Below are 20,354 nucleotides of genomic sequence, written 5' to 3' on the forward strand. Positions count from 1 at the left end.
CCTCGTTGCTGGTGGTTTCCGATTATGCCGCCAGAGCCAAGAGCGTCAATCGCCCAGCTTTGCAGCATAGTTCCACGGCAGCAGATCGTTGATGCGGCTCTGCTTGTAGTCGGCGATGATGGCGTGGAGTGTTGCGGCCAGCCAGGCATAGGGATCGACAGCGTTGAGCTTGCAGGTTTCGATCAACGAGGCGATGACAGCCCAGTTTTCAGCACCGGCATCATGGCCGGCGAAGAGCGCGTTCTTCCGGTTCAGCGCGATCGGGCGGATGGTCCGCTCAACGGTATTGTTGTCGAGCTCGATGCGGCCATCGGTGAGGAACAGCACTAACCCCGACCAGTATTTGGCGATGTAGCTCAAGGCCTCCCCAAGCGGCGCTTTCGCGGAGACGCGGGCGCGATGAAGGTCGAGCCAAGCCTTTGTCCGGGCGACGGCTGGTCCGGATCGTTCCTGGCGAGCAGCGAGACGCTGTTCGGGGCCCAGGCCTCGGATCTCGGCTTCGATGGTATAGAGCTCGCCGATGAGCCGCACACCCTCTTCCGCAATCGGGGCGGTGCCGGCGCGCGTGATCTCGATCAGCTTGCGACGGGCATGGGCCCAGCAATAGGCGAGTTGGATACCCGCGCCGACGCGGGGGCGCGATCAGTCGGTTGTAGCCGGCATAGCCATCCACCTGCAGGATGCCGCCAAAGCCCTGCAATATCTGTTCGGCATGAAGACCACCTCGGCCCGGGGCATAGGTGAAGGCAACACCGGGTGGTGCGGTGCCATTCCAGGGACGATCATCGCGGGCCAGGGCCCAGAAGTATCCGGTCTTGGTTTTGCGGGCACCGGGATCGAGCACTGGCGCGCGAGTTTCATCCATGAACAGCTTGGATGAGCGCTTCAGATCCGCCATTAGGGCAGCATAGACCGGACGCAACTCGAAGGCGGCCCGACCAACCCAGTCGGCCAGCGTTGAGCGGTCCAGATCAACACCCTGACGACTGAAGATCTGCGCCTGGCGATAGAGCGGGAGGTGGTCCGCATACTTGCTGACCAGGACATGGGCGACCGTGGCCTCGGTCGGCAGCCCGCCAGGGATCAGCCGAGCGGGCGCCGGCGCCTGCACCACGCCGTCGGTGCAGGACCGGCAGGCATATTTGGGGCGACGGGTCACGATCACGCGGAACTGGGCCGGGATCACGTCGAGCCGCTCGGAGACGTCCTCGCCGATGCAGTGCAGCCCGCCGCCACAGCCACAGACCAGGCTTTCGGGTTCGATGATCTCTTCGATCCGCGGCAGGTGTTTGGGGAGTGAACCACGATTGGTACTGCGCGGCTTGGCCGGACGTCGGGCCAGCCGGTCCTCGGCGTCCTCCGCGGCCTGGACAACCGCGATTGCCATTTCCAGATCCTCCAGCGCCAGCTCGAACTGGTCCGGGTCGCTCTTTTCCGATCGACGCCCGAAGGCCGCCTGCTTGAACGCGGCAACCAGCTTTTCCAGTTGAGCGATCCGCTCGTCCTTGCGCTGATCACGCACCTCCGCTGCGATCAGCATCGCCTTGAGGGCAGCAATGTCATCGGGAAGTTCGGCGGCATCGAGCATGGCCAGAATCTACCAGATCAGGCGCCGCCGATCCCGCAAAAAGACCAGCCCTGAGTCATCCTGCCGCAGTTATTCGACCGCTTCTGGTGCCCGCGCTTCTACCGCCCGAACCCGCCGCCAGTCGAGCCCAGAGAACAGCGCCTCGAACTGCGCGTGGCTCAACGTCATCAGGCCGTCCTTCACCGCAGGCCAGCTGAAGTTGTGCTCTTCGAGGCGCTTGTAGGCCATGACGAGACCCGTGCCATCCCAGTAGAGCAACTTCAGCCGATCGCTTTTGCGAGCACGGAACACGAAGACCGTGCCGGTGAACGGGTCCTCGTGCAACACGTTCTTGACCAGCGCAGCCAGGCTGTCGTGACCTTTGCGGAAGTCGATCGGCTTGGTGGCTACCATGATCCGCACCCGGTTCGAGGGGAAGATCATGTGATCGCCGTCAGTGCACGAACGACCGAAGCAATCCGGCGCGCGGAGGCACCTGGCTCCAGCCGGATGACCACCGATCCCAGCACGATCTCCGGCCCGACCGCCGCCACTGGTTCCGCCGCCGTTACATCCTCAACGACTGGAGCGACCATCAACGTCGCGAACTCCATCTGGTCCTTTGGCGCCGGTAGCACCAGCTTCCCGTTTCTAGCCATCGTCCGCCACGAGGAGACATGGTTGGCCTTCAGACCATGCCGCAGCGCGACCTCGCCCACCGTGGTCCCAGGTCGAAGTGTCTCGGCGACAATCCGAGCCTTCTCATCATCGGGCCATTGCCGGTTGCGGCGGCGCCTACCGCCACTTGTGAGAAACTCCAATGGAGCGTCCATGGAGAACCTCCCGCACCAACTTCAATCCGTGCGGAATCTCATGGCTGACAAAAGAACGGAAGGTGGGGCGGGAACACCGCTTACGGCGCAGTAGCGCACCCTCCACAATCTTTGTTACCTCAAGCCAGTGGCGAACTCGCTCCGAAGTTTTCGTCGAAAGCGGCGCCATCCGCCCCTCGCCGGTCGGATCGTTCTTTGCGCGTCTGATGAGAATTGAGAGATTACCTCGCTGGTTTTCTGTCAGGTCGTCGGCACGGAGGGCCACCAGTTCTCCTCTTCTGCATAAGGTGTCGAAGCCCACCCGAACCAGTATCTCGTCGCGCAGACCGATAAGATCTGACGTACACTCCTCGATCAGGCGGTCCCGGATCTTGGCGGTGACCCCCAGTGCCTGGCCCGGGCGGGCGGGTTTCTTGCGACGCGCCCGCCGGACTGCGAGCTTCACGTCCTCATCCTTGCTGGGATCGGGGTGCCGCAGCAGGCGGTGAATGCGGGCGACGCCGCAAAGGCGGCGCCCTAATGTGGAGGGCAGCCGATGCTGCGCCTCCTTGTTCACATACTCCACCACGGTCTCTGGAGTGGCTGGAAGAGCGATGTGGCCATGGCTGATGCACCAAGCCTCAAAATGCTCCATATCCGCTGCATAGCCGCGCAGAGTATGATCGCTATAGGCGCCTTCGAGCCGCTCGAGTTCCTTGCGCCAGTCGCTCATGTCAGCTGCCCTGATTCAGCAGGTTCAACCGCCGAGTCCTGCTCCGTGCCGGCGATGTGGCGCAGTTCTTCGCCCGAGACTACGCGGCGCGCCACCAGGCGCTGAACCAAAGCCTCGATCAGGTGACGGTTCTCCAGAACAAGTCCGCGCGAGCGCAGCATGAGCTGCTGCAAGCGTTTCTCGAGACCACTTCTGGTGGCTAGATCGAGCTCATGAAGGCGGGAGACATCGAGATCGAACGACAGCAGCTGATCGAACAGGCCGGACCGGAACTGCGCTTCGACCAAGAGTTGGGTTGCCATGGCCAAATCGGTGCGAGCCCCGGCATCGCACCGTCCAAGCAGTTCCAGATCTGCCGCGCGGCCGGCCAGAGCAATGGTCACCAGATCCTCGATCCGGGCCCGGTCCAGGTAGAGCGCGCTGAGGTCGCTCACCATGGATCCGGCAGATCCGCCATTCTTCAGCAGCGAAACTGCACTTACCGGCACACCGAGGACCGCCGCCACGATGGCGTGGCCGGCTTCGTGCACCGCGACACGGCGGAGCTCGGCATAAGTACGATCGTCAGTGCCGACCATTGCATGTTCGAGGTCCTGGACGGTCAGCTGACGCGAACCGGCCACGGCGCTCGACTTCGCCATTCCTACCCAACCGGCAATTGCAGCCGGCGTTGGCAAGCCGAAAGCGAAGGCGATGTCGACGACACGCTCCAGCTCCGAGGCTGCAAGATGGCTTCCCACGTAGAACCGAAAGAGATCGGCGACTTCCTCGCGGTTGCCCGGCGGGCTCACTGTCAAGGTCTGCCCGATGCGGCCCGCCCGCAGCACGGCCGCATCGACCCGCTCGGGATAGTTGCTGGCAGCGAGCAACACCAGCGGTTTGCTGGACCGCCGCAGCTTATCGATGTTGAGCAGCACGCCCGTGACGACAGTATTCCACCACTCGCGGTGCTCCGGTGCGAGCGTCCGCCGATCGGGCAAGGCTTCAAGCTCATCGATGAACCCAATCGTTTGACCGTTTTCTTCGACCTGGCGGAAGAACTCGGCAGCGGCCCGGGTGACCCCACCAAGATGCCCATCCGACAACTCAAACCATTCCTTGACGCTGGTCCCGACGAACCGCCACCCGGCAGCGCGGGCGATGGCTTGCGCCAGAAGGGTTTTGCCGGTTCCGGGCGGCCCCGCAAGAAGCGCGAAGGGGGCGTCACGCGAGGTGAGCTCACCTATTTCGAGCTGCTGGAGACGGACGAGCAGCTCCGCGCTCCAGGCCCGTACCCGAGGCGAGAGCGGAAGTTCGGAAACCGGCGGGATAGTGCTGTCTGGGACCAGAGCGATCTCTTGGCGCTTGGCTGCAAGGCGGAGGCGGCGCAGACAATCGGCGGGCTGTGAGCGCGGACGGAGAGCCGCACAGAGTTCAGGAAGATCAAGTGCGGCATCTTCGGCGCGGATCCCGCGGGCTCGCTTGCCGGTGACCTCTGAAATGGCTTTACGCAGCGAGCGCCGGCTCAAACCTGAAAATTTGAGGCTCACGTCGGCGGCGGTGCGGAGCGGCACCGGCACCAGCCCTTCCACGTCAGTGGAGATGGCGATGACCGCACTGCCGCCGCGCTGGGCAACGATCAGACTGTCTTCTTCCTGGGCGGTGCTGCTGGCGCGTTTGCCGGGGCGATAGCCTTGCACAACGACATCTGTATAGTCGCGGTTCAATTGGCGGCGAAGGGCTGTGACCCAGCTGTCGCTCGGCACCTCGATCAGGACGACCATTCCGGGCTGGTGCTCCAGCGCATGGTCGAGTTTCTTGCCAATCAGTTGGTTTACCGCTTGCTGTGCCAGAATGCCTGCAACATCGATGACTTCGCGCAGCGGCGCTTCGTCGTCCTGGCCCTGGGCCTGGATCTGTGGAAATTTACGCATGAGTTCTCCTCGGCGCTCCGCTTGGGAGCTCCTGGATTGAAAAAGGTGGGGTGGGGTGATTGGGCTCGCCGGTGCTAGGCCGCGGGTGACAGAGAGTCCGGATCGTCTGCTGGAGGTCGGGTCCAGGCCGAGAGGTTCGGGCCTTTCGATCCGATAAGGAAATTGGCGGCGCCGCTACCGGAGCCAAAGCAAAGCGGTTCGTTCAGGCGAAAGCGTCCATTGTCCTCGGCCAAGACGCCGGAAAAGAGCCATTCGTGGCGACGGGTCATGGGCGCCGAACCGCTCGAACGGGTTACGCGCGAGCGAACTTCGCTGCCCGCGTGCACGATCCACTCGCCCTCATGTTCGGTTGCCTCAGCATTTATGCCTGCGGCATAGAGGTGGTAGGCGGTGCCGTCCGCGGGGCGCCTTCCGGCAAAAACCGGATATTCTGGATCGCCCTCCGCTCCAACGACGAAATGGAGGACGGGAATATCGGCGAAGCCGAACCCGGCAGCCTTGGCGAGACAGAGGGCCTGGGCCACGAAAAGGCGCAGCTCAAGATATTCCGCAAAGTCGCCGCGATCGCCATTTGGCAGGTGGTGGGCGAGCTTGTACCCCGGCAGCCCGTTTACAATGAGGCCCAGTATTCGTTCGGCAACGCCGGCCTGTTCCTCGGACATGTGCCCGGCAGCGTCCCGGATCACCACGAGCCGGTCAAAGCCGCTGAGATGACCATCAACGATACGCTGGCGGCCCTTGAAAGACTTGCCGGTGTAAGCCTTCTTGCCGGTGAGCGCGCAATAGATGATCGGGCCGTTGATCCCGTGGGAGAGATCAGTGCAGTCGGCGACATCGACGATGAAAATCTCGGGGACAAAGCCGATTGCACTGGAATGGCTGACCGAGGAGCGGAGCTCAACCACATTAGTGTGGCGAAAACCCTGCTTGGCGCCTGGGGTCAGCGAAGGCGAACTGGTCCCCCCTGCCCCCTTCCCGGACGTACCCGATGGCATGCTGATGCGCGTGTGCGGCCCGATCTCGCCAGGTTCACGCTGGAGAACGCCCGCCTCGATCATGGCCATGATCGCCTCGACCGGTGCGGGATGGCCGGGCAGAACAACGATCAATTCGGCGATGCTCGCCGAGCCGGTCTCGAGCACGGTGGCGAGGACGCGCACCTGGACGTCGAAGGTTATGGCCCAGTGCCGCACGAGGCCCGGCGCATCAATGCCGGACCCGGTCGGATCGATTGTGTTGAAGAACGAAGAAACGCACTTGCCCGCGATAGCGCAGGCGTCGAAAATAGACGCAGCCATTGTAACCTCTACTACAGGTTGTGATGGTCAGGCTGCCGGAAACCCGTTGGCGCGGGTCCGGTAGCCGCTCTTTCGAACGGAACCTGGCCAAAAGACACCATCATTGGCGCCTTCTGCAGTGAAGATGGGAGAGGTTTTCCGAACCGTCAACCCAGCATCGAATCAGATGTTGGATGTGGTTAACGCGAGCCTAATTGCGTCTATGCCGCCTGTACAATCAACTGCTTAGTCGGAAGAGTTCATCTGGTACGGCGGGCAACGTCTCGTCATCATACGATGCCTAGGTGTCGGCGGATCGAGGGCAGGCTGAATTTCTGAGGCCAACCGCAGTGGCCGCCCTGGTGCAGCAGCCCCCCTGATTCGACATGCTCACCCCTTGGCCGCCACTCCCATGCGCGGCTCTTTTTCGACCGCTCAGTCTGTTCAGCTTCACCCCGGGAAGCTGGGCAAATGTTTGGTAACGGCGATTGTCAATCGTGCAACCTCGGTCCGGCGAGTCCAATCGCTCGGGTGGCAGTGCCAGTGTGCCGCCTTCTCATCACCAGCTAAACCGCTTGTCCGGTCAGTTCATGGCGGAGTGTCTTAGGCTCTCGATTTGGGGAAGGTGTTGTTGCCCATCCACCCTGCCCCTTTTTCCCGCTGACTGACATGTACGCCCCCATCCGCGGCTACGCTTTCCACGATCACCTCGCCCTCCCTGCCCGCAGGAATGTGCCGGCAGGAAGGGAGGCACAGGTCGGGCGCCCCAGGGCAGCTCCGGCATTTCCACTGGTCATTCTACTGCAATGAGTTCGCCATTGCTTTCAGATCAGGTACGACAGTGTTCCGAGCATCGGCTTCGGGAGATCGGGTGAGCCGCGCTCTGTGCCAGCAGGTTGGCACCGGGCGCCTCAGCACTGCGTCCATTAGTATGGGAATGCATGCTGTCGCCGCGGTAGCGTATCGCCGATCCTGCCGCAGCCCCCTACTTCAAGGCTACATGTTCGACTGTACACGTTATCGCACTAATGTCAGTAACGCCTGACCTCAACCCCGTCCCCCAATCCTTCCAAAGATGCGCCGATCCTGCCCCCTCGCGGCCGAGCGGGAACCCGCCGGTGCACGACAGCAGCCTCGACCGACACCGCACCATGCCGTCACCGAGGCCCACTTCTGACGTGCGAGAAAGGGTAGATGGGCGGGCCGAGCAATCGGTGGGCCCTGCGGGTCATCACCAGCCTGCCCGTCCCTCTCGAGCCCCGCCGCTCATGACGCCGCTTGCAAGATCAGAGAGGAACGAAAAAACTGAACCAACAATCCTATCGGTGCTATCGCCTATTCAGCGACAAGGAGCTTGCGGCAACCGCAAGCAGGATCAACCCGCCCACTAGGACCTGACGCACATAGCTGTCCACACTCATCTGAGTGAGGCCATTGTCGAGCACCCCAAGGACAAGCACCCCCACCACGGTGGCGAGGATCCTCGGTTCGCCGTGGCGTGCCATGGTAGTTCCGAGAAAGACCGCGGCGATGGCGTTGAGCATGAGCCCGCTCCCCTGCACCGGATTCGCCGAAGCAACGCGGCTGGCGTACATAAGGCCACCGGCTGCCGCCGCGAGGCCGGTCAGGGCAAAGGCGGTCAGCCGCAGCCGCTTGACGGCAATTCCGCTCAAATGGGCGGCCTCCATATTGCCCCCGATGGCATAAAGCCGCCGACCCAGCGTCGTCTGCTCCAGCAGGATCCAAACCGCCAGCACGACCACAATGGCGATAATCGAGAGGTTGGGTAGGCTTATCGCCACCCCGCCCCACTCGCCAAGCGACACCCCGCCACGGGCAAAATTGCCGAACGCCTCGGGGATGGACCGACCCGAAATGGTCCTGCCACCGCTGACCACAAAAGCGATGCCGGAGAACATGGTCATGGTGGCTAGGGTCGCTATAAAGGGTAGGATACCGACCAGGCTGACCATGGCGCCGTTGAAAACGCCGCCGAGCAGGCCAATCGCCAGGGCCAGCAGCAGGGCGATCCAGACCGGCTGGTCGGCCGCCATGGCCAGAGCTGCCACGATGCCCGCCAGGCTCGCCATGGAGCCGACACTGAGATCGAAGTCGCCCATCACCATCACAATGGTCATGCCCGCAGCCACGACCATGAGCATGGACACCTGCTGGGTGATGTTCAGCCAGTTGCGCGCCGTGGGAAAGGTGTTCGGCAGCATGATCGAGAAAAAGACGATGATTGCTGCAAAGCCGACAAGCGTGCCGTAACGGCGGATGAAAACCTGCATGGTCAGGAGACCCCGATGGTTGAATTACGGCCGTAGCACAGATTGATGAGGGTCCCCTCCGCCAGACCTGCCGCCGCGGTGATCGTTGTAAAGCGGCCCTGCCGCATCACCCCGATGCGGTCGCTGAGCGCCAGAATTTCCGGCAAGTCCGAAGACACCAGAATGATTGCCGTCCCCCGGGCAGTGAGTTCTCTCAGCATGGAGTAGATATCGTACCTGGCCCCTATATCGACACCGCGCGTTGGCTCCTCGAGCAGGAGCAGTTTAGGAGATCCGGCCAAGGCCCGACCAAAGACGACTTTCTGCTGATTGCCGCCGCTCAGTTCCAGGACCGGCTGCCGCGGCCCCGACGCCTTGAGCCGAATGGCGCGGCCAATGTCATCGGCGAGACGCTGCTCCCGTCGTGGTGTCAGCCAGGTGCCCAGAACGCTGTGGCGCTTGAGATGGGCAAGGGTGATGTTTTCGTAGATGGGACGCGCCATCACCAATCCCTGGCCACGGCGTTCGCGTGGAACATAGGCAACCCCGGCCTGCCAGGCCGCGGCTGGGCGATGGGGACTGTAGGCTGCGCCGTCAACGGCCATGCGACCGCCACTGGGCCGAAGGTCACCAAGAAGCGTGCGGATCAGTTCGGTCTGACCCGACCCGGACAGTCCGGCGATGCCCAGGATCTCGCCTTTCCGGACAGCGAAATCGAGTGGGCCGATGTTCTCCGCCCGCAGTCCTTCGGCGCCGAAGGCCTGCTGACTTGCGGGAGGGGCGATCGGCTTGGGATAGGCTTCCGCCACCGTGCGACCGATCATCACGGCGACCAGGTCGTCATGGGTGATCTCGGCCATGCGTCCACTGTCGATGGAACGGCCATCCCGCAGCACCGTGGCCCGATCGCACAGAGCCATGATCTCGTCCAGCCGGTGGGACACATAGAGCACCGAGCTGCCGATGGCCCGGATTTCCCGCAAAACCCCGAACAGGCGTTCACTCTCGTCCCGCGTCAGCGCGGCCGTCGGCTCGTCCATCACATAAAGCCGGGCGTCCTCAAGCAGCGCGGCAGAGATGCGTACCAGCATCTGGTCGCCCAGCGACAACGCCCCCAAAGTTGTTTTAGGATCGATGTGATCGATGCCCAGCCGCTCCAATGCGCGTCCCGCCGCGGCATTGAGCTGGCGCCAGTCGACCAGAACACCCGCCCGCTGGGGATAGCGTCGCCCCATGAGGATGTTCTCGGCCACCGAGAGGGTCGAAACAACGTTGAACTCCTGGTGGATGAAGCGCAGGCCCAGGCGATAGGCGGTCTTGGTGCTATTGATGTGAACCGGCGAACCATCGACCGCAATCTGGGCAGTATCGGGGGTAACCACTCCGGCCAGAATCTTGATCAGGGTGGACTTGCCGGCGCCGTTCTCGCCCATCAGGGCGTGGATTTCACCCCGTGAAATGACCAGATCGGCGCCACGAAGCGCCGGCACACCCGCATAGGACTTGCTGACCCCGGTGGCGGAAAGAAGCGGAGTGGGAGGGACCATGATCGGCCCTTCCCTACTCTCTTGTCGTGCACAAGCGCAACTATTGGTTTGCGTTGGCGACGGTGATCAGCTTGGTGGGCACGTAAATCACCGATTGCCGGATTTCTTCACCGTCGAGGTAGCGGGCAACCGCGTCCGCCGTTGCGGTGCCGATCCCGGCAAAATCCTGGGCAACAGTCGCCTCGAAATTCCCGCCAGCCGCCACGGCCTCCCGGGCCTGGGGATTGGCGTCGATGCCGGTGATGACGATGCCTTCTCCTTCACGGCCTGCCGCCTCGATAGCCTGCAAGGCGCCGAGCGCCGGCTGGTCCCATGCAGCCCAGACGGCCTTGATGCTGCCGGGCTCGGGATTGGCGGCAAGGATCGCTTCCATCTTGGCGCGACTGTCGGCAATGCCGCCATCAGCAACGTCGGGCGTAACGCTGTCGAGAACGGTGATGTCGGGATAATTGCCAAAAACGGCATCGGCGACTACCCCGCGGACCTGCACCGGGGGGAAAGCATCAAAGACGAACATCACCACATTGCCCTCGCCATTGATGCGATTGGCAACGTAGGCTGAGGTCTCAGCGGCCATGGCATAGCCGTTGCTGGTGACATTGGTGACCAGCAACGGATCGGAACCGGCATCCATGCCGAACACCGGAATTTCATTATCGCGCGCGGTCTGCAGACCCGCCGTCACCTGCGAGGGATCCACATTGATGACGATGGCGTCGACATCCTGGACGACCAGGTCCTCGATGCGGGCAATAACGGCAGCCACATCACCGGCAGTGTCGATAACATTGACCTCCCACCCCTTTTCAGCCGCAACTTCCTCGAAAGCCTCAACGTAGAACTGAGTTCCGGGCTGGGCCATGTAGGGTGTGACAATCGCCACCCTCGACTGGGCATAGGCAGCACCGATCGGGAGCATGGTAACCCCGATGACCAGAGTCGAAACGACTAGTTTGATGTTGGCAGGCAAGGGAACACTCCTCATGAACTCCCGAGGGCAAGCCATGCGGGAGCAATTGTTTTCCTTTTTCTTCAAGGCACTATATGGCCGATCGGGAGATCGGCAAGTCATATCGAGGGGAAGCCTGGCGTGAATTTCACTTTGATCGGTATCGATGTGGGGACAACAGCCACCAAGGCGACCCTGATCGATGCACAGGGCCGAGAACTCGCCAGCTTCAGCCGTCCGCACGGTACCGATCGGTCCGGTCCGGGCAAGGCCGAGCAGTCCGCCGGCGTCTGGATGCAAAGCGTTCTGGCGGCACTGCAGCACTTTGCCGATCATGCCGACCTGTCGAACCTTGCCGGCATCGGGCTCACCTCGCAGGTCAACACCCATCTATTTGTCGACAGCGCAGGCGCACCTCTGCGCCCGGCCATTACCTGGCAGGACACCCGATCTGCAGCAGATGCAGCACACCTCGATCATGCGGTCACCGCCGAACAGAAGACCGCCTGGTTCGGCGGCCCTGTCCCCATTGATGCCAGCCATGCCCTGTCGCGCATGGCTTTCATGGCTCGCACCGAGCCCGAGAGATGGGCGAGAACTCGGCACGTGCTCTTGCCCAAGGACTTCTGTGCCTTTCAGCTGACCGGCGAGCTGGCTTCCGATCCGGTGTCGGCGACCGGGCTCGTCGATAGCAAGGGAAGTTACGTCAATGCCCTGCTCGAGCTCGTTCCCGGGGCCAGGCAACGCCTACCCCCGCTGTTCCCCTTCCATCATGCTGTGGGTCGCGTCAAAGCGGGGCTGCCGTGTGCGGGCACGCCCGTCATGGTGGGGGCAATGGACGCCTGGGCCGGCATGTTCGGGTGCGGAGTGATCGAGGAAGGGGACATGATGTACCAGTCCGGCACCAGCGAGGTTGCCGGGATCGTATCGTCCCAGGTCGTACCAACGCCGGGCGTGATCCTGTTTCCGCCTTATCAGGGCATTCGCATGCATGCCGCCCCGACGCAGGCCGGCGGTGCCTCGATAGCCTGGCTGTCCGCTCTCTTGGGACGGTCGCCGCAGGACCTTTCCCTTTTGGCTGAAAGGCTGAACCGCTCCGAGACGATCCCCTTCTTTCTGCCGCACCTGGCCGGCGAGCGGGCACCGGTCTGGGATGCGGCGTCGCGCGGCGTCTTTGCGCGGCTCGATGAGAGTGCGGGTCCGGGACATCTGGCCCATGCAGTGATGGAGGGCGTTGCGCACTCGGTTCGCTGGGCCTTCGCAGCACTCGAAAAATCGGCTGACCTGCCGCTGGGGAACGTACGGATCGGCGGCGGCGGCTCGCGATCCAACGTCTGGTGCCAGATACGCGCTGACGTATTGGGGACGGGAATGCAACGAGCTGCGGTGCCTGCTGCAGCTGCTCTGGGCGCGGCGATCATTGCCGGCGTGGGATGCGGTGCGTTTAGCTCACTTACCAATGCCGTTCGGCAACTGGTGCAGTATGACCGCGAGTTTCTACCAGATGCCGGCAGAATTGAGTACTACAAGGAGCGGCACGGACATTTCCTTGCTCTATATGAAAGCATAGCACCGTTCAATCAGCGCTTCTGAGTGTTAGTTTTGCTGCCGTCGCTCGCCGTCGGGAGTTCGGTGCTGTTCACGGCTCAATTGAGCTGCGTTCGGAACTTGGAGCGGGTCTGGAGGCCCCGCTATCAGGGTACGGCAAGCGCAACCAGATGCCCGCAGGCTGCGCTTGCGCGTGCTGGTGTTAGTCCTGCTTGGCGTTTTGAACGTAGCCGTGCCCGGGTATGCAGTCCTCAACGGGCTCATTGACTCCAAGGTCATGCAGTTGGGTACTCTCTTCGCCGAGAAACAGGTGCTCCATGCCCCCTTCCGCGGTCTTGAGAAGCTGATGCGACGTGGCTCGGCGGAGACGTTTGGGAACAGGCCGGTGCCGTCATTCCTGCGCTGCTCATGCTGCTCACACCGATAGCATTATCGCAGCGACTCTCTATCGTGCTCTGTGGCAACAGAGTCCGTTAAACCACGAATAGCTGAGAACGGCGGCCCAGCGATTGAATTGGTTCGAGCCACCTCGCCCGTGCACATGCTTTCGGGGCGTGCACAAATTTCATCGCGCCACGGCCGTTATGTTGGAGAATGTACACCTAACGAACCTTGGTCGTTTCACGCGGACCGTCCTTTCCCTGCCGTGCGCCGAACAGCCGGGAGACCGTCGACGTGACCGTTATCCGGTGGGCTCACTCGCGACCCTGCCTCTGCTGGCCTCTGAGGACCGGCGATTAGTTAAAGCTTTATCTATCCTCCTATTTGGACGTGGAGAGGAGCCGGACGAAGGCATGCTTTAAGCAATGCATGAACCTTGAAGTCGAAGACGAAATCATTGGCAGATTTGACCAGGCGCTGCAGGGACGCTTTGAAACGCTCAAGCCAGCGCGGGCTATTGAGCGTAGCATCGATTTCATCGCTGCTTTGCGTGCTGACTATGTTCCTTGGACGGACATCGAGCGCCTCTTCAATCGCGCGTTGTCTGCGCGCGGTAAGCCTGAGCTCGCCTATGGTTCGGTAGCTCGCCTCTACCATCTCGCTCGTGGGAACACTGGAAGTACCGGTTCCGGAGCTTCGCTCCAGGCTGGATCCACTCCGCTCCCACAGGCGGCTTCCGCACCCGAAAGCGCAATCGAATCGACCGTCACCAGCACCGCGGCCGAGGTCGATGCACCAGGAGGTCCACCTGATCAGGTCTTAACCACAGCGGATTCGGCGACCGACCGCGGTTCGGCAGATCCTCACCTTGAGCGCATCCAGGCGCGGCGCAGGGCAAAGAGGGAGATGAACCAACAATGAGCAAGCAGACCAATAGTCACGTTGTTGAACCCACCAGCGTCTCTTTGCCTCCCGCTCGAGCGGGCCCATCTGCACAAGAGTTGAGGCGATCAACCACCACCGGTCGCCCGCGGTCGCCCGGGCGAACACAACAACAGCAATAGAAAGTTACAAATGTCCAATAGCAATCGGGGCGCCATACTACCGCCCACCTTTTTCGCCGACTACGACGTCTTTATCGCCGCCAACCGTAAGGGCGGCATCGGCAAGACCACGATCATTCTGTTCCTGATTGCCTGTGCGCTCCTGCGCAAGGCCGTCTTGCGGGCCTTTGAAATCGATCGTCAGAGCCGTCTCCAGCGCATGTATCCGGGCATCGTTGAACAAGTGGATCTGCCGAGCACGGACCAGTTGATCGAGGACGATCTTTCGGAGGGTCGTGCTTTGGCCCGCGTCTGGCACGCCTTGCGTTCAGCAAAGGAGACAGGCCTCGTATTCCTCGACATCGGTGCAAATTACGAAGAACGAGTGGCCGAGGGGATGCTCCGGGCACGCATTCACAAGAGCATGGCCGCTGCAGGACGGCGGGTTTGTGTGCTCATTCCCTTAGACGGCGCTTCCGACACCATCACGGCCGCTGCCACGGCGGTTCGGCACTTCGGAACCGCCGTTCCGGAAGCGGAATTCGTGTTCGTTCAACGTCAGGCAGAACTCACCATCGACAGTGGTGCACAATCACTGCTCTCGGATGCAGCCAGGAAGGCTTATGTTGAGGTCATCGCACCGCTGCGGGTGCCCGAACGCACTCTCAACATGGGACAGATGAGACAGGGCATACACAGGGCGTTCGTTGCTCTTGCGAAAAACCCGCTGGACTTCATGGAGAGCAGCCCGGCATTGCTTGGAGCTGCAGCAGCTGGTGCGGCTGGCGATCCGCTCCAGGACGAATTTGCGGGGATGGAGATACTGGCCTACTTCGATGATTTCGTCGGCCAGATCGATGAGGAGGCCCAGCGCGTGCTTGGCTTTCGCACCGCCACCGGTGCGCCCGGGAAGAACTCAGGGCCGTCTTCAAAGCCTGCTTGATCTTCTCGCTACCCGCCATCCTGATGGCCTGGAGAAGTCGTTGCGCGGCATCATGGACCTCCTGCAAGCAGGCGACGTGGCGTGGTTAGTGAATAAGGTTCGAGAGAACACGGAACTGTCTGCCTCTCAAAGCCAGGCGTACTCCGGGTATGCCGAAACCTGGAGTGATCTTGTGCGCCTTTTCTGCAGGCTCGTTGAGAAGCTGTTCGGCCGCTGAGTTTAATCTATTGGCGGCTGAGCCTTCATCACTATGGGAACATTATAGAGCCCATCACCCAAGCAAAGCGGCGGCGGAAGTGGTTCTTCGCCGCCTCTTCTCTGAGGTTGCAAGTGGCGACGGAGCTCGTCCCTGGCCTCTTTTAAATCGGTGAAGCAAGCAAGATCGAAGCGTGTTCCCGCGAGGCCTCGAAGTCCCCATTGCTCGAGATCCGTTTCCTTCGTACCTACCCCCCGCCTTCTCCTCCCGATTGCGCACGCAGCAGCAAGGTGCAGTCTAAGTGGACCCAGAGCAGGGTAAATCTGAGCCGCGTTGAAATCGAAAGCCAAGGCGATGTTCGTTAGGACCTGCAAGCTTGGCATCCGGTCCTCATGCCCGAGACGGCCGAAATCAAGTAGTTCCTCCGCAGCATTGTTGCGCAGGAGCATAACCGGATCATCGGCCCGCTTGAGTCCAGACAGATCGATATTGCGGTCGACGAAATTATGCATTCGGTTGGCGCGGTGACATAGAACAAGCAAACTCTGGAGCATTCTAATTTCACGGCTTAACGCTGGCACTTCCCTTTCCCAACCCTCTTTCCGCCTGACGGGAACTTCGATCGCACGGCCCTGCTGCTCAAGGCTATCCGCAAACTGGCGCAATGAGGCTGCGCCATAGAGAGTTTTTAGCCGTTTTGGGCCCAATTGCTCTCGCAATCGTCTAAGTGCATATTCGGCATTCGTTGAACGCTTCATTTTTCCACGGGCGGCACTCTTGAAGTCTGACAAATAGCCGAGCAATATGGCTCGAGCATGTACCGCAGGATCTCCCTCCACCTTACCCGCCATGGCACCCACAAGTAGCCGCTCTAGTCGGTAGACCTGCGCCCCCACATTTTCCTGGACCGCGAGTTCATCTTCGGAATAAGGCTTGGCACCTCGGTCGAGCGGCCCCCCCCCTCAGTCCCCATTTATCATTTAGAACCACCGGGACTTCGAGAAACCTCCGCTTGTCTTCTGGTAAGAGAATAGTGCCCGTGTTCTCGTACATTTGCGCTGTGCCATAGCTCAGACACCAATCCTGGTGAAATTTATCACTACCCAACGCTGCGACAGTCGCCACGTAGCCCCGGACAGCATTGGCAACATCACGCAGCCGATAGCCGAACGAGCGGGAGTACTTCTCCTTCAGTATCGTGATGTGCAGGACGTGCGGACTGGAGAGGGCAACTGGCATATTGTTGATCGGCCCAAAGTACAGGGGGCACTTCTGGAAGAGCTCTGGGAGATCGCTGCTGACGCTCGCTTGGTATGCCCCCATCCCCATCTGCGGTCTCCTATTCCGATTGTCTCCTAGCGGAGAGAGACGACGTCGATCCTCGGCAGATCAGCCGATGCAGTCGCCCCTTCCCTCCTTAGCCGTCAAAGCTAACCGACAGGTTGACGAGGGTATTGCCCCTGTACTGAGGGCAGTGGCTACCACTGGAAATAAGACCCGTGGGTCGTGTCCCGGGACGTGGTGTAACTGAGGTGGTCAAGCCGCTCGCGAGCGCGCCATTACGAGCGCCGTAGTGAGCGAGCGGCTGGGTGGTCATCGACGGATTTCCGGTAAGGTCTGGTTGCTTACCCCAACCCTGCACCTGAAGGACCACCGATGACCGACACGATGATGAACCTGCGCACGCTGGTAGAGAAGACCCCCGACGCCGATATTCTACGTGAGATGATTGGCTTTGCTGCCGAGCGGTTGATGGAGCTGGAAGTGGGTGCTGCCACTGGCGCCAGCTATGGCGAGAAGAGCGTCGAGCGGCGGGTCCAGCGCAATGGCTACCGCGAGCGGGACTGGGAGACGCGGGCCGGCACAGTCGAGCTGCGCATCCCCAAGCTGCGCAAGGGCAGCTACTTCCCGGGTTTTCTGGAACCTCGGCGGTTGGCCGAGAAGGCTCTGACGGCGGTGATCCAGGAGGCCTACATTCAGGGCATCTCCACCCGGTCAGTGGACGACCTGGTCAAAGCCATGGGCATGAGTGGCATCTCCAAGAGATGGGGTGGATGCCAGCCTTCACCGACGGCATCGCAATGTGCCAATTTCGTGGTGTTAGCGCCACGCAAAGGAGAGGCAGGCATCCATGAAGAAGGTTACCATCATCGGGGTAGATTTGGCAAAGAACGTCTTTCAGCTGCATGGGGCAGCAGCTGACGGATCTGTCGTATTCCGGAAGAAGTTCTCGCGATTACAGTTCCAGAAGTTCATGGCGGCCCAGCCAGCTTGTATCGTGGCAATGGAGGCATGCGGCGGTGCTCACTATTGGGCTCGGGAGATGGCTCGACTTGGACATGACCCGAAACTCATCGCACCCCACTACGTGAAGCCATTTGTAAAGCGGCAGAAGAACGACGCAGCGGATGCGGAAGCTATCGTGGAGGCCGCTCAGCGGCCAACCATGCGGTTCGTCGAACCCAAAACCGAGGAGCAACAGTCCCGCGCCATTGTGTTCCGCAGCCGGGAGCAACTGGTCAATCAGCGTACCGAGTTGATCAATGCCTTGCGCGCGCATCTGTATGAGTTTGGTTATGTCGCGCCCCAGGGGATTGGTCACCTGAGCCGACTTGCAGGGGTGATTGAAGACGAAACCCCCGCGCTGCCTGACCTCGTCCGCGATCTGTGCCGTGACCTCCTCGATCGGATCGATGAACTGACCTCACGGATCGATGGGCTGAAGAAGCGGATCGAGGCCCTGTCCAGGCAGGCTGAGGCGTCCAGGCGTCTGCAGACCATGCCGGGAGTGGGACCCATCACCGCCTTGGCGATCGAAACGTTCGCGCCGCCAATGGAGACGTTTAGATGCAGTCGTGACTTTGCCGCCTGGCTTGGCTTGGTGTCGCTGCAAAAATCGACAGGTGGCAAGCAGAGGCTGGGAAAAACATCGAAGATGGGTCAGCGTGATATTCGCCGGTTGCTCATCATTGGCGCCATGGCGGTAGTGCGATGGGCCTCCCGGAGGGGCGCACAACGATTCCTGGCTTAGTCGTATGCTGGGGACAAAGCCGCGAATACTCGTCGCAATCGCCCTGGCCAACAAAATGGCACGGGGGATTTGGGCGATGCTGACGAGACAGGAGGCCTACCGAGACCGAGTGTCGGCAACTGCATAATATGTCAGTAGCGCACCTAATATCGGTACATCGGATGTGAGGAAGGCATGAACTGCATGGGCAAATGATCGACCAGATCTGGGTTGGGAGAACCAGTACTTGGCATTGAGCATAGGTAGCTCGCCCAAGAGATTTGGACCTGACCCGCGCATCACCATACCGGCCTGCGGCCATGTGAACGGCGGCAAATGAAGGCCTGACACAAGACCGCACTCGATCACACGCTCAAAAAGTTCAAATTTTCCTTGCATAACGGCTGGCATCCACACAAGCCAGGTCAGCCGGCTGTGGGAGGAGATCGATGGCCGGGTGAAGGCCTTCCTCGAGCGGCCGATCGAAGGGGACTGGCCGTACCTGTGGATCGACGCGACCTACCTCAAGGTGCGCAGGGGCGGCCGCATCGTCTCGGTAGCGGCCATCATGGCCGTTGGCGTCAATGCCGATGGCCGGCGCGAGGTGCTGGGCATGGAGATCGGCACCTCGGAGGCCGAGGCGATCTGGACCGAGTTCCTGCGCAAGTTGACCCGCCGGGGCCTGCGAGGCGTGAAGCTGGTGATCTCCGATGCTCATGAGGGCATCAAGGCGGCTGTCACCAAGGTCCTCTGCGCCACCTGGCAACGCTGCCGCGTCCACTTCATGCGCAACGTCCTCGCCCATGCCGGCAAGAGCGGTCGCCGCGTGGCCAGTGCCTTTATCGCCACGGCCTTCGCCCAGGAGACGCCGGAGGCGGCCAGCACCCAGTGGCGCGCCGTTGCCGACCAAATTCGCCCTCGCGTGCCCAAGCTCGCCGCTATCATGGACGAGGCCGAGCACGACGTCCTCGCCTACATGAGCTTCCCCAAGGAGCATCGGGCCAAGTTGCACAGCAACAACCCGATTGAACGGGCCAACGGCGAGGTGAAGCGCCGGACCGAGGTCGTGGGCATCTTCCCCAACGAGGACGCCATCACCCGGCTAGTCGGCGCGATCCTGCTCGAGCAAAATGATGAGTGGGCGGTTCAGCGCGCCAGATACATGACACTGGAATCTGTCGCGCCATTGAGCGATGATCCCCTCGTCAGCTTGCCGGCAGTTCCCGCACGCTGATCAACCCGGCCAAGCCGGATATACGTGGAGGCCTCGCCTCAGTTACACCACGCCAAGGGGCACGATCGACCCGTGGATGTTGCCATAGATCGGGAGCGTTCGGGACGCACCCTTGTGCTTAGGCGCTTGGCCGGATCGACAGGGTCAGCGCTTGCCCTTCCTTCCTTGGTCCGGCTGCCCATCATCGGCTCTGCCTCTTGGGTGCCCACATCGGGGACATCCCCGACCTGCTCCTGGCTCTGGAGTGCTCCCCTCTCGTGCAACGCAGTGTGCGAACCGCAAACACCTGGAAGTGCCGGTCTCCGACTCCCGGCCTCCGCATCCGTGTTGCCGAGGCAAAACCTGGGTAAAGGCAATCAGCTGGACGGCCGCAAAAACTATAGGTGTTTGAGCCTGGCGTTCTCGTGAGGGCGGGCTAAATCAGCATCTCGGGCGGCATTTGGGCCTTGGGTTTGATTTCTGCGGTGCTCGAAAAGGGCACTTCTCGCTTTCGGGCAGACTCATGCCCTGGCAACGCACCTTTCGTGGAGGATCAGGCGGTCGAAGTTGTAGGTAAGACTGGCCAAGGTGAGTTTGGCTTCGGCTCGGGCGATGCCGATGGTGCGGATGAACAGGCCGAACCGGTTTTTCTGATGGGCAAAGACATGCTCGACCTTGGCACGTATCGCAGACTTGGCCGCATTGGCTCTGGCGGTCGCGATCGGCATCGGTTTACCCTTGGGCTTGCGCCCATGGATGCGGCTGGTCAGCATGCGGTCGGCCAACCAAGCCTCGTTGCTCTGTGAGCGGTAAGCGCTGTCGGCCCAGACTTCGCTGCCAGTGTTTTGCCGGTCGATGACCTGGCGCAGCGTGCGCCCATCGGGATGGTTGGCCGAGGTCACGGCAGCGGCCCGGATGAAGCCATAGCGCCGGTCGATGCTGATATGGCATT

Annotated in this window: 13 protein-coding genes and 4 pseudogenes; 6 read left to right on the forward strand and 11 right to left on the reverse strand. The window is 61.5% G+C overall.

Annotated elements, in window-relative coordinates; translation table 11 throughout:
• Nucleotides 1–45: 45 nt before the first annotated feature.
• The 9 genes and pseudogenes from tnpC to QOV41_RS13250 form a co-directional block, all read right to left on the reverse strand.
• Nucleotides 46–1,588, reverse strand: a pseudogene (gene tnpC / locus QOV41_RS13210) (IS66 family transposase).
• Between the two features lie 69 nt (nt 1,589–1,657).
• A complete protein-coding gene (gene tnpB / locus QOV41_RS13215; protein WP_284577182.1) occupies nt 1,658–2,011 on the reverse strand; it encodes an IS66 family insertion sequence element accessory protein TnpB in 354 nt (117 codons plus the stop codon).
• Complete coding sequence (gene tnpA, locus QOV41_RS13220) at nt 2,008–2,400, reverse strand: IS66-like element accessory protein TnpA (protein ID WP_284577183.1); 393 nt, start codon at nt 2,398–2,400, stop codon at nt 2,008–2,010. Before tnpA ends, tnpB begins: the two co-directional genes overlap by 4 nt.
• Entirely contained in the window at nt 2,363–3,112 is a 750-nt protein-coding gene (locus QOV41_RS13225) for a tyrosine-type recombinase/integrase (protein ID WP_284577184.1), read from the reverse strand. The genes tnpA and QOV41_RS13225 overlap by 38 nt, the downstream gene beginning before the upstream one ends.
• A complete protein-coding gene (locus QOV41_RS13230) occupies nt 3,109–5,025 on the reverse strand; it encodes an AAA family ATPase (RefSeq protein ID WP_284577186.1) in 1,917 nt (638 codons plus the stop codon). Before QOV41_RS13230 ends, QOV41_RS13225 begins: the two co-directional genes overlap by 4 nt.
• 74 nt (nt 5,026–5,099) lie before the next feature.
• Nucleotides 5,100–6,323: a DUF4357 domain-containing protein gene (locus tag QOV41_RS13235; RefSeq protein WP_284577188.1), complete on the reverse strand. Its 1,224-nt coding sequence runs from the start codon at nt 6,321–6,323 to the stop codon at nt 5,100–5,102.
• Nucleotides 6,324–7,630: 1,307 nt separating this feature from the next.
• Entirely contained in the window at nt 7,631–8,593 is a 963-nt protein-coding gene (locus QOV41_RS13240) for an ABC transporter permease (RefSeq protein WP_284577190.1), read from the reverse strand.
• A gap of 2 nt (nt 8,594–8,595) precedes the next feature.
• Complete coding sequence (locus QOV41_RS13245) at nt 8,596–10,119, reverse strand: sugar ABC transporter ATP-binding protein (RefSeq protein WP_284577192.1); 1,524 nt, start codon at nt 10,117–10,119, stop codon at nt 8,596–8,598.
• 40 nt (nt 10,120–10,159) lie between these two features.
• Nucleotides 10,160–11,089 (reverse strand): substrate-binding domain-containing protein, encoded by a 930-nt coding sequence (locus QOV41_RS13250; RefSeq protein ID WP_284577193.1) that lies wholly within the window; start codon nt 11,087–11,089, stop codon nt 10,160–10,162.
• Between the two features lie 120 nt (nt 11,090–11,209).
• On the opposite strand from QOV41_RS13250, the gene QOV41_RS13255 reads away from it, so the two are divergent.
• The 3 genes from QOV41_RS13255 (at nt 11,210) to QOV41_RS13265 (ending at nt 14,983) form a co-directional block, all read left to right on the forward strand.
• Nucleotides 11,210–12,661 (forward strand): xylulokinase, encoded by a 1,452-nt coding sequence (locus QOV41_RS13255; RefSeq protein WP_284577194.1) that lies wholly within the window; start codon nt 11,210–11,212, stop codon nt 12,659–12,661.
• Between the two features lie 765 nt (nt 12,662–13,426).
• Nucleotides 13,427–13,918: a hypothetical protein gene (locus QOV41_RS13260; protein WP_284577196.1), complete on the forward strand. Its 492-nt coding sequence runs from the start codon at nt 13,427–13,429 to the stop codon at nt 13,916–13,918.
• Between the two features lie 153 nt (nt 13,919–14,071).
• Nucleotides 14,072–14,983, forward strand: a complete 912-nt coding sequence (locus QOV41_RS13265; protein WP_284577197.1) for a hypothetical protein — start codon at nt 14,072–14,074, stop codon at nt 14,981–14,983.
• A gap of 219 nt (nt 14,984–15,202) precedes the next feature.
• On the opposite strand, the gene QOV41_RS13270 is transcribed toward QOV41_RS13265, so the two are convergent.
• A complete protein-coding gene (locus tag QOV41_RS13270; protein WP_284577199.1) occupies nt 15,203–15,982 on the reverse strand; it encodes a hypothetical protein in 780 nt (259 codons plus the stop codon).
• An 853-nt stretch (nt 15,983–16,835) separates the two neighbouring features.
• On the opposite strand from QOV41_RS13270, the pseudogene QOV41_RS13275 reads away from it, so the two are divergent.
• The 3 pseudogenes from QOV41_RS13275 to QOV41_RS13285 all read left to right on the forward strand — a co-directional run.
• Nucleotides 16,836–17,222: pseudogene (locus QOV41_RS13275) on the forward strand (transposase); the annotation flags it as partial.
• Nucleotides 17,223–17,310: 88 nt separating this feature from the next.
• Nucleotides 17,311–18,337: pseudogene (locus QOV41_RS13280) on the forward strand (IS110 family RNA-guided transposase).
• Between the two features lie 258 nt (nt 18,338–18,595).
• A pseudogene (locus tag QOV41_RS13285) lies at nt 18,596–19,423 on the forward strand (IS256 family transposase); the annotation flags it as partial.
• A 500-nt stretch (nt 19,424–19,923) separates the two neighbouring features.
• Here the strand turns inward: QOV41_RS13285 and QOV41_RS13290 are convergent.
• Complete coding sequence (locus QOV41_RS13290; RefSeq protein ID WP_350151166.1) at nt 19,924–20,346, reverse strand: transposase; 423 nt, start codon at nt 20,344–20,346, stop codon at nt 19,924–19,926.
• Nucleotides 20,347–20,354: the final 8 nt, after the last annotated feature.

Source organism: Devosia sp. RR2S18 (assembly GCF_030177755.1).
Classification (GTDB): domain Bacteria; phylum Pseudomonadota; class Alphaproteobacteria; order Rhizobiales; family Devosiaceae; genus Devosia; species Devosia rhizosphaerae.

Bases quoted from the DNA above. Each gene is read 5' to 3' on its own strand.
- tnpB (WP_284577182.1), bottom strand. From the start codon at position 2,011: ATGATCTTCCCCTCGAACCGGGTGCGGATCATGGTAGCCACCAAGCCG.
- tnpA (WP_284577183.1), bottom strand. From the start codon at position 2,400: ATGGACGCTCCATTGGAGTTTCTCACAAGTGGCGGTAGGCGCCGCCGC.
- QOV41_RS13225 (WP_284577184.1), bottom strand. From the start codon at position 3,112: ATGAGCGACTGGCGCAAGGAACTCGAGCGGCTCGAAGGCGCCTATAGC.
- QOV41_RS13230 (WP_284577186.1), bottom strand. From the start codon at position 5,025: ATGCGTAAATTTCCACAGATCCAGGCCCAGGGCCAGGACGACGAAGCG.
- QOV41_RS13235 (WP_284577188.1), bottom strand. From the start codon at position 6,323: ATGGCTGCGTCTATTTTCGACGCCTGCGCTATCGCGGGCAAGTGCGTT.
- QOV41_RS13240 (WP_284577190.1), bottom strand. From the start codon at position 8,593: ATGCAGGTTTTCATCCGCCGTTACGGCACGCTTGTCGGCTTTGCAGCA.
- QOV41_RS13245 (WP_284577192.1), bottom strand. From the start codon at position 10,119: ATGGTCCCTCCCACTCCGCTTCTTTCCGCCACCGGGGTCAGCAAGTCC.
- QOV41_RS13260 (WP_284577196.1), top strand. From the start codon at position 13,427: ATGAACCTTGAAGTCGAAGACGAAATCATTGGCAGATTTGACCAGGCG.
- QOV41_RS13265 (WP_284577197.1), top strand. From the start codon at position 14,072: ATGTCCAATAGCAATCGGGGCGCCATACTACCGCCCACCTTTTTCGCC.